The sequence below is a fragment of the Ameyamaea chiangmaiensis genome, assembly GCF_013376175.1.
GTDB classification, from domain to species: domain Bacteria; phylum Pseudomonadota; class Alphaproteobacteria; order Acetobacterales; family Acetobacteraceae; genus Ameyamaea; species Ameyamaea chiangmaiensis.
Genome location: NZ_JABXXR010000065.1, coordinates 1 through 14,567 on the forward strand (window position 1 = coordinate 1; position 14,567 = coordinate 14,567).

General features: G+C 66.2%; 12 protein-coding genes. 2 read left to right on the forward strand and 10 right to left on the reverse strand.

All coding sequences use genetic code 11. The features are described from left to right. The 3 genes from HUK82_RS09470 to HUK82_RS09480 form a co-directional block, all read right to left on the reverse strand. The coding region (locus tag HUK82_RS09470) for a hypothetical protein (protein WP_176613728.1) at window positions 1–588 on the reverse strand (588 nt) is incomplete at its 3' end. A gap of 139 nt (window positions 589–727) precedes the next feature. Next, window positions 728–1,672: a LysR family transcriptional regulator gene (locus HUK82_RS09475; RefSeq protein WP_176613729.1), complete on the reverse strand. Its 945-nt coding sequence runs from the start codon at window positions 1,670–1,672 to the stop codon at window positions 728–730. A 78-nt stretch (window positions 1,673–1,750) separates the two neighbouring features. After that, the gene (locus tag HUK82_RS09480) at window positions 1,751–2,482 is read right to left on the reverse strand and encodes a class II aldolase and adducin N-terminal domain-containing protein (protein ID WP_246495764.1); all 732 of its coding nucleotides are present in this window, start codon (window positions 2,480–2,482) and stop codon (window positions 1,751–1,753) included. A 265-nt stretch (window positions 2,483–2,747) separates the two neighbouring features. Between HUK82_RS09480 and HUK82_RS09485 the strand changes: the two genes are divergently transcribed. Both HUK82_RS09485 and argE read left to right on the forward strand, forming a co-directional pair. Further along, a complete protein-coding gene (locus HUK82_RS09485) occupies window positions 2,748–3,974 on the forward strand; it encodes a flavin-containing monooxygenase (protein WP_176613731.1) in 1,227 nt (408 codons plus the stop codon). A gap of 16 nt (window positions 3,975–3,990) precedes the next feature. After that, window positions 3,991–5,130, forward strand: a complete 1,140-nt coding sequence (gene argE, locus HUK82_RS09490; protein WP_176613732.1) for an acetylornithine deacetylase — start codon at window positions 3,991–3,993, stop codon at window positions 5,128–5,130. A gap of 54 nt (window positions 5,131–5,184) precedes the next feature. On the opposite strand, the gene HUK82_RS09495 is transcribed toward argE, so the two are convergent. The 7 genes from HUK82_RS09495 to HUK82_RS09525 all read right to left on the reverse strand — a co-directional run. Continuing rightward, window positions 5,185–6,801, reverse strand: a complete 1,617-nt coding sequence (locus HUK82_RS09495) for a GMC family oxidoreductase (RefSeq protein ID WP_176613733.1) — start codon at window positions 6,799–6,801, stop codon at window positions 5,185–5,187. A gap of 25 nt (window positions 6,802–6,826) precedes the next feature. Beyond that, window positions 6,827–9,187, reverse strand: a complete 2,361-nt coding sequence (locus tag HUK82_RS09500; protein WP_176613734.1) for a TonB-dependent receptor — start codon at window positions 9,185–9,187, stop codon at window positions 6,827–6,829. 72 nt (window positions 9,188–9,259) lie between these two features. After that, window positions 9,260–9,673, reverse strand: coding sequence for a RidA family protein (locus tag HUK82_RS09505; RefSeq protein WP_176613735.1), 414 nt, complete (start codon window positions 9,671–9,673; stop codon window positions 9,260–9,262). A gap of 154 nt (window positions 9,674–9,827) precedes the next feature. Next, on the reverse strand, window positions 9,828–11,210 hold the full coding sequence (locus HUK82_RS09510) for a purine-cytosine permease family protein (protein ID WP_176613736.1): 1,383 nt from the start codon (window positions 11,208–11,210) through the stop codon (window positions 9,828–9,830). 33 nt (window positions 11,211–11,243) lie between these two features. Then, window positions 11,244–12,578 (reverse strand): hypothetical protein, encoded by a 1,335-nt coding sequence (locus tag HUK82_RS09515; RefSeq protein ID WP_176613737.1) that lies wholly within the window; start codon window positions 12,576–12,578, stop codon window positions 11,244–11,246. Then, the gene (gene hisD, locus HUK82_RS09520) at window positions 12,575–13,903 is read right to left on the reverse strand and encodes a histidinol dehydrogenase (RefSeq protein WP_176613738.1); all 1,329 of its coding nucleotides are present in this window, start codon (window positions 13,901–13,903) and stop codon (window positions 12,575–12,577) included. Before hisD ends, HUK82_RS09515 begins: the two co-directional genes overlap by 4 nt. A 35-nt stretch (window positions 13,904–13,938) precedes the next feature. Next, a partial coding sequence (locus HUK82_RS09525) for an SDR family NAD(P)-dependent oxidoreductase (RefSeq protein WP_176613739.1) occupies window positions 13,939–14,567 on the reverse strand: 629 nt, incomplete at its 5' end.

The window sequence follows — 14,567 nt, forward strand, 5'->3', positions numbered from 1 at the left end:
CGAGGGCAAGTCGGCCGGGGCGGACGACGGGCCCGTGGGCGTCGCGGCACCCGGGCCGGACACCGCGACCGGAAGGATCGGAACCGCGAAAACGGTGGCCGGGTCCGTGCCGAGCGGGCGCGTGTCGGCGGAATCGGACGTGTCAGCGTCTCGGGTCGTCTCGGCCGTGTCCGATGCTGACGAGGGAGTCAGGTCGTCCAGTCGCCGCGGTGCGCTGCCCTCCGGCGCACCCCCTGCGGCGTCCTCCCCCGCGACCGTGGCCGAGGCATCCGCCCCCTGCACCGCGGGACGGACGCCCGGCTGGGATGACGCCCGGCTGTTCCGGGACGGACGCGCGGGGACGGAGGCTGCTGCGGAGGCCTTGGCCTTGTCCCCGGCGCGGGGTGAGCCTGACGATCGGGCGTCCGCCGCGTCGGTCTCCTGATGATACGTCGGTGCTGTGCGGCGTGCCGTCGTCCGCTGCCCGCTCCTGCCGCTTTCGGCCCGGTCGTTGACCGACACTGACGGCGCCGCAGTTGGCTCCCGGGAGGACGGGTGCGTGTTCAGCAGCGTCTCGAACTCACGGCTGCGGTGGGTGTTCTCCGTCACCGGGAGCGGTCTGGCGGGTGTGCTTGCGTCGTCGCGCCCGATGCGCATCGTGTTCCCTTTTCGCGCGTGCGGGGTTCAGCATGCGCGGGAAAGACGAAGAACGGGTTAAGACAGCCGACGCCCGGCAACGGCGCGATGATCAGTCGTGCGGCCGCAGCGCGTCCAGCGGGGCCATGCCCGGCAGGGACGTGTCCGAAATCGAGGTCGTGCAGTGCGCCTCGAAACTTTCGAGCAGGCGCGACTTGCGTACGCTGTCCAGCGTGGCGATGCCGACCATCATCGGACGATGGTCGCCGCTCAGCGCGACGCGCACCACGCGCCGCCCATCGAGTGCCAGGTCCGAACGTGGCCGGACATTGGCAAGCGTATAGCCATACCCGTTGGCGACCATGGTCCGCACCACTTCCTGCTGGGACGAGCGGGCGTAGATCCTGGGCTCCAGCCCCTTGCTGAAGAACAGGCCGAAAAAATACTCCCGGCTGAGCGGCATATCGAGCAGGATCAGCGGCTCATCGACCAGATCGTGCAGCGATACGTCGTCCCGGGCCGCAAAGGGATGGGTCTCGCCCACCAGGATATGGGCCGGCAGCCGGGCGAGCGGCACAAAGCCGATGCCCTCGGGGATCTGCAGGTCGTAGGTGATGGCGATGTCGATCTCGGCCCGCTTGAGGCGCTCCATCAGTTGCTCGTGATCGGCCTCGAACTGACGGATTTCGGTCGCCGGATAGGCCGACATGAAGCCGTGCGCCAGCTCGGGCATGATCATCGGCGCCAGCGTCGCCATCGCGCCCACCGTCAGCTGTCCGCGCACCTGGTCCGTGACCTCGGACGCCACGGCATACAGCCCCTCGGCCATCTGGATCACGCGCTTGGCCTCGGCGGCGAGGCGCCGTCCGGCCGGCGTCAGTGACAGTCCCTGCGCGTGATGGCGAATGAACAGCTGCACACCCAGTTCCTGCTCCAGATGGCCGATGGCCGTGGAGATGGAGGGTTGGGAGATCGACAGCTTTTCCGACGCATGGCGGATGGATCCGGCCTCGGCCGCCGCGATGAAATATTCGAGCTGGCGGAGGGTATAGCGCATGGCACGTTCTACACTATGCCGCCACGGGAGGCGAGGGAGCGCGGCCCCACCGGGCTACACGGCGCGCGGGAGGTCTGCTCAGTCCCGGTAATCGGGCTCCTCCCGATCGAGGATCAGCTTCATCTCCTCGAAATGACGGAGGGAGAACGCGGTGATCTTTTCCCAGTCGCGGGCGGTTTTCTCCGCCACATCGTCGGCAAGGACGGACAACGGCCGGCCGGTGGCATACGCGTTGACGAGAAGCTGGCACGCGCGCTCGAGCGTGTACATATCGTCGAACGCCTCGCCCACCGTAGGCGCGACGACCATCACGCCGTGATTGCCCATCATCAGCCGCGTCCTGTCGCCCAGAAGGCTGGTCAGGCGGGCGCCTTCGGCATCGCTGTCGGCCATGCCGCCGTAGTGGCGGTCGATCACGACGCGATTGAAATAACGCGCCGTATTCTGGTCGATGGGTAGGATCGTCGGGTCCTGGAGGGTTGCGATCGTCGTGGCGTAAATCGGATGCAGATGCAGGGCGACGCGTGCCCGGGGGTTGAGACGATGCAGCTGGCCGTGAATGGCCCACGCGGTCGGGTCGAGATCATGGCTGTCGGCGTTGCCCGGCACGCTGGTGTCCACCAGGACAAGGTCACGCGCGCGGATGCGGGAGAAATGTCGCCATTTCGGGTTGATGAGAAAGCGCGAGCCGTCTTCGGACACGGCGGCGCTGAAATGGTTGGCGACCGCCTCATGCAGACCCTGCCGGGCAGCAATGCGAAAGGCGGCGGCGAGATCGATCCGCACGGTCTGTTCGATGTCCTGGCTCAACACGCTCTCCACAGCCGCTTCGTTACACAATCGCAGTAGCGTAGGAACCTCCGGCCGCTCGGGTAAAGACTGTTTTTTTGAAGCTGTCATGAGGTTTTTCGGGGGAACGTGCATCCGGCGCGGACGCCGCCGAGGCAGGCATAGGAAAAGGCTAAGCAGAGGAAATCAAAATGCTTGTTTTTCCAGATGTGTCATTTCCATATAAAAACGGAGAACGCGATACGCGCCGTGTTCTCCGTTGCGGCGCCAGAGAAAGGTCTCCTGCATGACAGTCGAAACCGTCGATACGCTTGTCATCGGCGCCGGTCAGGCCGGAGTGGCCATGAGCGAGCATCTGGGGCGTCGCGGCGTGCCGCACCTGGTGCTTGAGCGAAAGCGCATTGCTGAACGGTGGCGGACGGAACGATGGGACTCTCTGGTTGCCAATGGACCTGCCTGGCACGACAGGTTTCCGAACATGACCTTTCCGGGCATCGATCCGGACGGTTTCGCGCCGCACGACGCCGTCGCCGACTATCTGGAGGCCTATGCCCGTCGGATCGAGGCACCCGTCCGCTGCGGCGTCAGCGTACGGTCGGTGCGGCCGGACGGCGATGGCTTCGTGGTCGACACCAGCCATGGTGTGGTCAGGGCGCGAAACGTTGTCGCAGCCACGGGACCTTTTCAGAAGCCGATCATCCCCGACGTCATTCCGGCGGACGCCGGTGTGACCCAGTTGCATTCCAACACATATCACAATCCGGAGCAGTTGCCCCCCGGGGGTGTTCTGGTGATCGGCGCAGGCTCGTCGGGCACGCAGATCGCCGATGAACTGCGGCGTGCGGGGCGCGCCGTGTGGCTGTCGGTCGGCCCGCACGACCGCCCCCCGCGTCGCTATCGCGGCAAGGATTTCGTCTGGTGGCTCGGCAAGCTGGGCATGTGGGACATGGAAGTTCCCGACGCGGGCAGCGAGCATGTCACGATCGCCGTCAGCGGCGCCCGGGGCGGCGAGACGGTCGATTTCCGGCGACTGGCCACGGAGGGCATGACGCTGGTAGGCCGGACGGAGCGTTTTTCCGACGGCGTCCTGCATTTCGCCCCCGATCTGAAGACGAACATCGACAAGGGGGATGCCAACTACCTCTCGATGCTGGACGCGGCCGATGCGTATATCGAGCGCGAGGGGCTTGATTTTCCCGAAGAACCCGATGCGCGCATCATCGGGGCCGATCCGGCCTGCGTCGCCGCGCCGCTGCGCACCCTCGATCTCAAGCAGGCTGGCATCGGCACGGTACTCTGGGCCACGGGCTACGCGCTTGATTTCGGATGGATCGAGGCCGATACATTCGACCCGTCCGGACGGCCGCGTCACAAAAAAGGTGTCTCAGACCAGCCGGGTTTGTATTTCGTCGGCCTGTCGTGGCTGACGCGGCGGGCATCGGCCTTCATCTGGGGCGTGTGGCACGACGCGGACTATCTGGCCGGTCATATCGCGGCACGCGGCCAGCGCTGAGGCGGAGGTCGGGACGATGTCGAAGACCCGGGAGATCCTTGCCCGTCTGGTGGCCTTTCCGACCGTCTGCGGGCAGTCCAACGTGGCGATGATCGACTGGGTCGAGGCGCAGTTGCGCGCGACGGGTGCGCACGTGCGCCGTTTTCCCGGCGATCGTCCGGACGCGTTCAGCCTGTTCGCGTCCCTCGGGCCCGAGACGCCGGACGGGCTGGTGCTATCGGCGCACTCCGATGTTGTGCCCGTGGTCGGGCAGCCCTGGACCCACGACCCGTTCACCCTGACCCAGGACGGCGATCGGCTGTATGGCCGGGGCAGCAGCGACATGAAGGGGTTTCTGGCCTGCATGGTGACCGCGGCCGGGCGCGCGGCATCCCGCCCGCTGCGGCGGCCGCTGCATCTTGCCGTCTCCTACGACGAGGAACTGGGCTGCGTGGGGGTGCGGTCCCTGCTGTCGGCGCTGCGGCACGAAGGGGTCGCGGCCGCGGGTTGCGTGGTTGGGGAACCGACGGACATGAACGTCGCCATCGCCCACAAGGGCAAGGTCGCGTTTCGCATCACCTGCGAGGGGCAGGCGGCACATTCGGCCAATCCTTTTCAGGGCACGAACGCGATCGTTCTGGCCGCAGGCATGATCGGGCGGCTGAGCGCCTTGCAGGAGCATCTTCGGTCTACCGAAATCCATGATACGCGCTTTGCCGTGCCGTTCTCGACCGTTCAGGCGGGGCTGATCGAGGGTGGAACGGCCTTGAACATCGTGCCGGACCGCTGCGTGGTGATGGCCGAGATGCGGCTTATTCCGGGGCAGGACGGACAGGCCGGTCTCGCATGGCTTGAGGCGGCGGCGCGGGAGATCGTGCGTGGCCACGATCGGGCCGCGATCCGGATCGAGGTGACCAATGCCTATCCCGGTCTCGATGCCAGCGCGGAGGGCGACCTGTGCGCCCTGGGCCTGCATGAAGCCGGACGCAATCGGCCGGGCGTGATCGATTTCGGCACGGAGGCTGGCCTGTTCACGCAGGAGCTGGGATTGCCCTGCATCGTGTGCGGACCGGGATCGATCGCGCGCGCGCACAAGGCGGACGAATATATCACGGTGGCCGAACTGGCCGAGGGCGACCGCTTTCTTGACGGAATCATCAATAATCTCTGTCTCTGAACGAAAAACAATAGTTCAGATAAGATATGTCTCCGGTGTGTGTCCGGCCCTGTTCTAGCGTGCGTCGTCGAGGGCCATGCGCGCGGCCTTCGCGCCGATCATCATGCTCGGCGCGCTCGTGTTGCCACTGATCAGCGTGGGCATGATGGAGGCATCGGCGATGCGCAGGCCGTCCACGGCCCGCACCTGAAGACGTGGCGTCACCACCGAGGCGTCGTCGGCGCCCATGCGGCATGTCCCCGCCGGGTGGAAGACCGTCGCCGCGCTGCGTCGCAGATAGGCGCGGATCTCGTCGTCCGACGCCACGGCGTTCCCCGGGGCGATTTCCGTGCCGCGCGTGCGGTCGAACGCCGCTTGCGCCAGAATCCGGCGTGCGTGGTGGATGCCGTCGCACAAGATGTCCATATCGCGCGGGACCGAGGCGAAGTTGAAATCGATCACCGGGGCGGCATGTCCGTCCGTGGACAGGGTGATTCGCCCCCGGCTTTGCGGGCGCAGCACGCAGGTGTGGACGGCGATGCCGTGCCCCCATTCGAACAGACGACCGCGCGGGCTGCGATAACCGGGGACGAAGTGGAACTGGATGTCCGGCACGTCCGTGGCATACCGGGTACGGGCGAAGCCGCCGGCCTCGACATAGTTCGTGGTCAGCCAGCCCTTGCGGCCCGCGAGATAGCGCAGCGGCGACGACAGGACCGACGGCAGGGAGGCCCGTGAAAAGCCGAGCGTGCGCGCATCCGTCGAGCGCACGGTCACCAGACCGTCGAGATGATCCTGAAGATTGGCGCCCACGCCGCGCAGTTCATGAAGGGGTGCGATACCGGCAGCGGTCAGGGCATCGCCGGGACCGATACCCGACGCCATCAGGATCGCGGGGGACGCGACAGCACCCGCACACAGGACGATTTCGCGCCGGGCCTGAAGAATGACGGTGTGGCCATCATGATCGACGACGACGCCCGTGGCGCGACCGTGCGATACGACCACGCGGCGCACATCGGCCCGTGGCAGGAGCGTCAGGTTGGGGCGATCGCGCACGGGATGCAGAAACGCGCGATAGGCGCTCAGCCGCATGCCGTTGCGCTGCGTCACGTCGTAGATGCCCACGCCCTCCAGCGTCGGGCCGTTGAAATCGTGGTTTTCCGGCAGGCCAGCCTCGACGCCCGCACGGACGAAGGCGTGCGATAGCGGATTGACGTCGCGCGGCTGCCGGACATCAAGTTCGCCGTCCTGTCCATGGAAGGCAGGATCGAGAGCGCGATGGCAGTGTTCGAGCGCGCGAAACTCGGGCAGGACGGAGGCATAATCCCATCCGGAGCACCCCAGAGAAGCCCAGTGATCGTAATCCGAGCGATCGCCGCGGATATAGATCATGCTGTTCAACGTGGTCGAGCCGCCCAGCGCCCGTCCGCGCGGCACATGCATGCGGCGATCGTCGAGCCAAGGCTGGGGCGTGGAGTAAAACTGATAGGCGAAACGACGGCTTTTATAAAGCGTGATCGTGCCGGCGGGTACATGGATGCGCGGAGTCGTGTCCGCGCCCCCGGCCTCGACCACGCACACGCGGTAGCGCCCGTCCGCGCTCAGCCGGTTGGCGGCCACGCATCCGGCGGAGCCGGCGCCGATGACGATGAAGTCAAAAGGTGCGGACAGGTCGGATGCGTGTGTCATGTCGTTCGATCAGGTCGTGATGTTGTCAGAAACCCGCGCTGAACGTGCCCAGGCACGCGAACGAGGGCGCCACATAATACGTCGCGGTTCCCGCCGTCGCACCGGTGTTGTAGACGCCGGAGAGATAGTGCGAGTCCGTCAGGTTGATAATGTTCAGACGCAGGCTCGGGGCTTTGAGGAAGCCGATGTTAGGGCCACGAACGCCGATCATCATGTCGACCTGCTTGTGGCCGGGGATGCGCTCGTCATTCATGAACGTGCCGTATTCCTTGTCGACATACTTCATGGAAATATTGCCGAAGAACGTGCCGTCGTCATATTGCAGGCCGATCGCCCCCATCCAGCGCGGCGCCGATGTCGCGACCTTGCCCTTGGTCGCGTAGGTGACGCCGTCCATGGTGATGTTGTTGTCGGTCGTCGCGTACAGATATTCGCCGGAGAAATAAGGCGAGATGTGATGCCACGGCGCAAGGCCGAGTTCTGCGTCCACACCGCGTGACGTCATGCCGCCCGCGTCGAGGAAGTAGGGCACGGCATTGATGTATTCGTTGATGGCGTGGTGGACGAAGTTGTAGTTGAACAGCGTTACCGATCCCGTCACCCAGCGGTCGTGATACCGCGCGCCAACTTCCTCGGCGATGCTGTATTCGTCTTTCAGGGACCGGTTGGCCGTCTGGTAGAGGCTGGCGTCATAGGGGCTGTTGTACTGGTTGTAGAAGGCGGACCCCATCGGCAGGCGGAAGCTTGTGGTCACGTTGGCGAACAGCTGGACGTTGTCGTTGACCTTGAAGCTGATGTTCATGCGCGGCAGCGGCTCGGCGGAGTTGTATCCGGCGTGGTATTGCGGGCCTGGCTGCTGGAGGGTGCCGTTGCGGGCGGTCATCACCTCCTTGAAGCCCACGCCGATCCGCAGACGATCGTGCATCAGGCGCAGTTCGTCGCCGATATAGATCGCCGCCGTCTGAGTGATGGTGTGATACTGCCAGCCGTTCAGCTTCAGCCCGTTATCCAGACGCAGATACGAACCGGACGCGTTACCGCTTTCATCGAGGGCGGAGAAAGGCTCGTTCACGTTCATGTCCGTATAGCCGTACCACGCGCCGAACGTCAGGTGATTGGCACCGTGGTCGTAATGCAGCGCGGCGTTCAGGCCGGTATAGCTCTCGCGGCCGATCCAGTCCCAGATCGCCGCGGTATTGCCGTCCTGGCTGTAATTGTTGCCCGCGAGGCTGCCGTTCACCGCGGAGGTGCCGTTGTAATAGGTGCCGGTGTTCTGGAGTGTGTAGGTTCCCAGGGGATAGTTGCCGGTGCCGTGGTAGTAGTACGGCGTGACGTCGAGCGTCAGGTCATGGCGCAGCTCGAAGTGCGACTGGCCGCTGATGAAATAGTCCGTCCAGCTCGTGCCATAGCCCTTGTAGTAGTTCGCGTCGCCGAAGCTGTAGGTGCCGTTGAGGTTGATCCCGCCGCCCAGACCATACTTGTTCCAGTCCGACAGGGACGGCGTGCTGTACCAGGCGGTCTGCTCGTTATTGTAGGTCATCGACAGCGAGATGAAGCTGTTGCCCCAGTCCTTGATCGCCTTGAAGTCCATGTGCCGGCGGTCGTTGCGCCCCGGGCCGCGCCACGCCTGGCTGGTCAGGTTCGAAAAGGAGGCGAACATCCGCAGGCCCGTATTTGCGATGTCGCCGCTGTCGTAGCGCAGATATTGCCGGTTCATCTGGTGGGAGCCGTAGCTGACGTCGACCTGGCCGCCGCGCTCGTGCTCCGGATCGCGCATGCGTACGTTCATCGTGCCGCCGGCGGAGAAATTGGTGGGAATGTCGATGTCCGGCGAACCCTGCTTGAGCTGAACGCTCTCCATGTTTTCGCTGTCCACCCACTCCGAGGAATTGGGGGTGTAGTTGTCGGGATCGTTCATCGGCGCGCCTTCGAAGACGTAGCCGATTTCCTGCTGGTTGAGGCCGCGCACGCTGACCGAGGACTGGTCGGTGACGCCGAACGGATCGCCCATGGCCACGTTGGCGCCGGGCGACAGCGTGACGAGCGCCAGCGTGTTGGACGCAGGCGACTGTTTGGCGATGAATTCGCGCGCGATGGTGCTGACCGACTGGGCCGCGGTTTCGGGGCGGATGAGGCCGCCGCCCACACCGTGGCGGCTGACGGAGACGGTGATCGCCTCGCCCGCACCCGTGTCCTTCAGGCTCGCCGGTACGGCGGCGTGCGGCGCGGTGTACGTGGTGGCGGCCGGGGCCGTGGCCTGCCCGCTGGCCTGGGGTGCCTTGGGATGCGTCCTGCGCGCCGTGGCAGCGTGTGCGACGCCGCCGAACAACAGGACGGTCGACGACAAAAGGGCTGCGGAAAGCGGTATGAAGGCGGGACGCTGCATGCAAGGGACCTCAGGCAGGAGGGAAATCCGGGGCGGGCGGGGTGGCGTGAGGCAGCCGCCCCTGTGGTCTGGTCAGTCCGGCAGGACGGCGATCACGTCGACCTCGATCAGCCATTCCGGCCGGGCGAGCGCCACGACCACAAGGCCGGTGAACACCGGGAACACGCCCTTGAGGTATTCGCCCAGCACCCGGTAGGTCGCCTCGCGGTAGCGGATGTCGGTGAGATAGACGGTCACCTTGCAGATATGCGCGGGCTCCGAACCCGCTTCCTTCAGCAGCAGCAGGATGTTCTGCATCACCTTGTGCGCCTGCCCGACCGGATCGCCCACGGCGACATTCTCGCGCGTGTCGAGGTCCTGCGGCACCTGTCCCCGCAGATAGACGGTGTTACCGGCGACGACGGCCTGGCACAGGTCATTGTCGAGGTTCTGTTCGGGATAGGTGGCCTTGGTGTTGAACGGACGGATGCGCTTGTGGACCGGCATGGACTGTGCCCTCACGTGGTGCGGGGGCATGCGCCGGCCCCCGATTGATGCGACGGGGTAATGTTCGCAAGCCGCGACAAATCATGAAAGAACGGATCTGCGTTCTTTGGCTTCGGAAAAACCGAAGAAGGCGATGCCCGGCGGGATGCCCGGCCTACGGGGCAGTTCTGCGTGCCAGAAGCCGGTACAGCACGCCCGGGACGATGATGCCCACCGCCCATGACACATCGACGGCACCCAGCGCACGGGCGGCGGGACCGGTGTAGAGCGCGTTGGCGAGGAACGGGATCTGGACCGCGATGCCGATCGCGTAACACACCAGTGCGTTGCGGTTGAACCGGCCATAGATGCCGCCGTCGGCGCGGAACAGCGAAGGCATGTCATACGCGCCGTGCTGCACCAGATAGTAGTCGACCAGATTGATCGCCGTCCATGGCGAGAGCACGGCCAGAAGCAGCTCGATCACATCATTGATGATGTCGAGGACGTTGTTGCCCAGGTTGACCGTGATCGCGACGCAGGCCGCCAGCAGCAATGCCGCGGCGACCCCGCGCGCGCGGTGCGTGGGGTGCCACGCCGGGCGGAAGGTATGCACGAAGGTCAGACTGGACAGTGCCGCGCAGTAGATCTGCATGGTGCAGCTGACCAGCGTCGACGTGATCATGACCGTGAACAGCAGCACCGGCAGCACGGGCGAAAACGCCCGGACCGCGTCGTATGGCGTGCCGGAAAACAGGGTGCAGCCGATCATGGCCCCGATGATGGTGGGAAAGGCGGTGCCCCCCACGCCGCCGGCCAGACAGGCGCGAAAGGCGGTCGCCTCGCCGGTTTTCGACGGCAGATAGCGCGTGTAGTCCGAAACGTAGGGCGCATAGGCGATCTGCCACAGCACGCCGAGAGACAGCCCCGCGATCGCATCACGCAGCGTCGGCGTCTGCCAGAACGGATGCGCCAGACCCCCGCCCGCGCTGAACAGGTAGACACCGCCCAGCAGGAGGAACGTGACACCCGCGACACCGGCGAACCAGCCGATGAACCGTTCGATCACGCCATGCCCGATGACGCACAGAACGGCGATCACCACGGCGGAGATCCAGACCGGTGTCTGCCCGGCCGCCGGGCCGAAGGCCTCGAGCGCCTGATCCCGGCCGATGGCCAGCAGGGTCGCGGTAAAGCCGACATACATGACGATGACGATCCCCACGACCAGCAGGCTGCCGACCGACCCGAACTGGCCGCGTGTCTGCTGCATCTGCGGAATGCCCAGACGTGGCCCCTGGGCGGCATGCAGCGCCATGAACACGCCCCCGATCAGGTTGCCCGCCAGAATGGCCAGGATCGACCAGCCCAGCGACAGGTGGCACAGGCGCGGATAGATCATGCCGGTCAGGATCGACATGATGTTCTGGTTGGCACCGATCCAGACCAGGCAGAGCGACAGGGCGTTGCCGTGGCGCCTGGCCTCCGGCACCGGGAAGATGGTCTCGCCTTCCAGGACGAAGGGTGTTCCGATGGACTCGGTCTGGCTGGCCGTCATGGGGGTTTCCGGGGAAGGTCTGGGCGACCGTTGTCAGATCGACGCAAAATCCGGATCGGCGCGCGTCGGGTCAAGGGTGTCGAGGAAGCGGGCCACGGGATCGGCGCCCGCCCGCTCCGGCTCCGCCCCGCACATCATCGCCACGGCAAGTCCGTTCAAGGCCGACTGCGGCGTGTGGCGTACACCCGCCGGGCACAGGTCCATCACCAGCGTGGGGCAGCAGAACAGCGCGCAGCGCAGCGTCTGGCGCCATTCCGGCCCCAGCGCGTCGTGCGCGTGCAGCAGGGCCAGAAGGGGCCGCCACAGGCGCTGCGCCTTGCCCCGCAGAAACGCGCGTCGCAGGGGGGTGGGCGCCCACCCCGACGTCACCGTCGCGACCCCGTCCGTCACGCGGATATGGGGCTGGGCGGCCAGATCGGCGGGATGATACAGCCAGTCCGGGTGGGCGAGGATGTTGTGGAAGGTCGCCTTGACCTCGGCCAGCAGGGCGGGGACGTGCGTGCCGGCGAAGGCGGGATCGAAGAACGTCAGATGCGCGGGCGTGTCGGCGTGGGCGGGGTCGAACCAGACATTGGCGTTATGCGCGTCCCCGTGGGCAACCACGCCGCCGCCATGGGCAAGGGCTGCGGGCGTCAGCAGCCGCAGGCTGGACTCCAGGCACGTCCGCAGCGTGCCGTGATAGGGCGTGCCGTCGATCACCCAGCGCAGGTCCAGAAGGTCCGCGCCGCCCAGCGTGGCCCCGGGTAGGGTGAACAGGCGGTCGGCGGCAAAGAACGTGGCCGCGCGGCCGCCAAGGACGTCGGTGGGCCGTCCGGGCGTGACCAGACGGTGGAAGAACAGTTGATGCACCGGTTCGGCGGCACTGGTCGCCGCGTCGATCGGGTGCCAGCTGGCGCGATAGATCGCGGCGGTCAGGTCGTCGAGTGCCGCCTGCGCGCCCAGCAGCGCGTCGGCCGGGGCGTCGGGCAGGGGATCGCCGTGATCGACCGCGCGTGCGGCGTCGGCCAGCCGGGGTGTGTGGCGACGACGATAGAGCAGGATCTGCCGCCCCACACGCCGGCAGACATGGACGGGCATGTCGATCGGGTATCCCGCCGCCTGAAGCACTTCGCCGCGATAGAACTCCTGTAGGACGGAGTCCTCGCCTTCCTCATGATGGAACTTGAAGAAAAAGCTCTCGCCGCTGTCGGTGGTGATGAAGCCGTTGACCGAATTCAGGCTGTAGCCGTCGGTTCCCAGCGTGATCTCGGCCACCGGCAGGGAAAACTCCTCCCGCACGATGGTGGCCAGCAGCGCGCGGGCCTGCGCCGCGTCTCCGGCGCGTGCAGCCGCCATGACGGCGGCGGCACTGGCGGTCCCGGTGCTCATCGGCGGACCAGCGTTGGCATGGGGCGCGCGGAGGAGACGGCACGGGCATGGGCGGTGAAGCCCTCATACCGCGCGAAGCGTTCCGCGTGGGCGGCGGCCTCGGGATAGGCTTCGGGTGCGACCCGGGCGAACGACATCCGCTTCATGTAGTCATGGACCGACAGCGGCGAGTGGGTGCGGGCGCTCCGGTTGGTCGGCAGCACCGCGTTGGGGCCGAGCACATAGTTGCACAGCGTCACCGGCGATGCCGTGCCCAGCAGAACCTCGCCCGCGTTGCGGATGCGGCCCAGATCGGCCATCGGATCGCTGGTCAGCAGCTCGAGATGTTCAGGGGCGTAGGCGTTGGTGAAGGCGACGGCGGCGTCGAAATCGCGTGTCAGGATCACGCCGCCATGCGCGCCACCCAGAACGGCGCGTGAAAAATCGGCGCGCCTGTCGTCCATCTGCGCCCAGTGGCGGGGGAGTGCCTCGATCGCGGCTTCGGCCACGCGGCGGGAACTGGTCACCAGCCACGCCGAGGAATCCGGCCCGTGCTCGGACTCGATCAGCAGGTCGAGCACGGCGATCTCCGGGTCGACGCTGTCGTCGGTCAGGATGATCGCCTCGCTCGGCCCGGCGGGGGTGCCTGGGTCGAGGATATCGGACAGAAGCCGCTTGGCCGCGACGACATACGGGCTGCCGGGGCCTACGATTTTCGCACAGGCGGGGACCGTTTCCGTGCCATAGGCCACGGCCGCGACGCCCTGCGCGCCGCCGCATTTATAGACCTCGTCCACGCCGATCAGACGGGCGGCGACCAGCGTGCCGGGATCGACGCGGCCGTCGGGCGCGGGCGGGGTGATGATGACCAGACGCGGCACCCCGGCAACCTTGCCGGGAATGGCGGTCATGTTCACGACACTGGGGAACGCGCCCTTGCCGCGCGGCACGTAACAGGCCACCGACTCGATGGGCAGGCAGCGGTCGCCCGCCCAGAGGCCGGGGCGGACTTCGACCATCCAGCTGTCCTCGGGCTTCTGGGCTTCGTGAAAACGCCTGATGTTCGCGATGCCATATTCGATCGAGCGGACGACCTCCGGGTCGACGGCCCTGAAGGCGTCGTCGAACTCCTCCTCGGTCGCGCGGATGGCCATGTCCGGCACGCTCACGTTGTCGAACGCCTGCGCGAAGTGACGCAGGGCGGCATCTCCTTCGGTGCGTACCTTGTCGATAATCGGTTTCACACGCTCGATAAACACCGACAGGTCGCTTTCGGTCCGCCGCAGGAGTGCGGGCGGAATGCCCTCCACATCGGTCAGGTCGTGAAAGGTGACGGGGTGGGGCATGAGGAAATCTCCTGATCGTGGAAGAATTTTGTCGGTCAGAGTGCCGAGAGAATTCCGCCGTCGACATAGAACACCTGTCCGGTGACATAGGCCGAGGCGCTGGAGCACAGAAACTGAAGCGGACCGGCCAGATCGTTGGGTAGTCCGAACCGGCCCAGCGGAATGCGCGCCAGAACCGTGTCCTGCCACGCGGGGTCGGCAAAGAAACCTGACGTCATGTCGGTGTGGAAATAGCCCGGGCCAATCGCGTTCACGCGGATCCCGCGCGGCGCCCATTCGACCGCCAGACCGCGGGTGAGGCCCAGAATGCCGGCCTTGGACGCGCTGTAAGGCACCGCGCCTGGCACGCCGACGGCCGAGGTCAGCGACGCAAGATTGACGATGCTGCCGCCCCCGGTCATCAGTGTGGCCATCTGCTGGGCCATGAAGAAAGCCCCGCGCAGATTGGTGTCCAGCAGACGGTCCCACAGCGCATCGTCGACCCGATCGGACGGGCGAATGTCTTCCACGCCCGCGTTGTTGACCAGACCATCGATACGCGGCGCGATGTCGCCGATCGCGGCCGTCGCCCGACGGATCGAGGCACTGTCGCCGACATCGACCGTGACGGCGTGCATGGTGCCCCCACGGGCCGAGGCTTCGGCGCACACGGCGTTCAGCGCCT

Coding starts and splice junctions, on each gene's coding strand:
- HUK82_RS09510 (WP_176613736.1), bottom strand. CDS start 11,210: ATGACGGCCAGCCAGACCGAGTCCATCGGAACACCCTTCGTCCTGGAA.
- HUK82_RS09485 (WP_176613731.1), top strand. CDS start 2,748: ATGACAGTCGAAACCGTCGATACGCTTGTCATCGGCGCCGGTCAGGCC.
- HUK82_RS09495 (WP_176613733.1), bottom strand. CDS start 6,801: ATGACACACGCATCCGACCTGTCCGCACCTTTTGACTTCATCGTCATC.
- argE (WP_176613732.1), top strand. CDS start 3,991: ATGTCGAAGACCCGGGAGATCCTTGCCCGTCTGGTGGCCTTTCCGACC.
- HUK82_RS09475 (WP_176613729.1), bottom strand. CDS start 1,672: ATGCGCTATACCCTCCGCCAGCTCGAATATTTCATCGCGGCGGCCGAG.
- HUK82_RS09505 (WP_176613735.1), bottom strand. CDS start 9,673: ATGCCGGTCCACAAGCGCATCCGTCCGTTCAACACCAAGGCCACCTAT.
- HUK82_RS09515 (WP_176613737.1), bottom strand. CDS start 12,578: ATGAGCACCGGGACCGCCAGTGCCGCCGCCGTCATGGCGGCTGCACGC.
- hisD (WP_176613738.1), bottom strand. CDS start 13,903: ATGCCCCACCCCGTCACCTTTCACGACCTGACCGATGTGGAGGGCATT.
- HUK82_RS09500 (WP_176613734.1), bottom strand. CDS start 9,187: ATGCAGCGTCCCGCCTTCATACCGCTTTCCGCAGCCCTTTTGTCGTCG.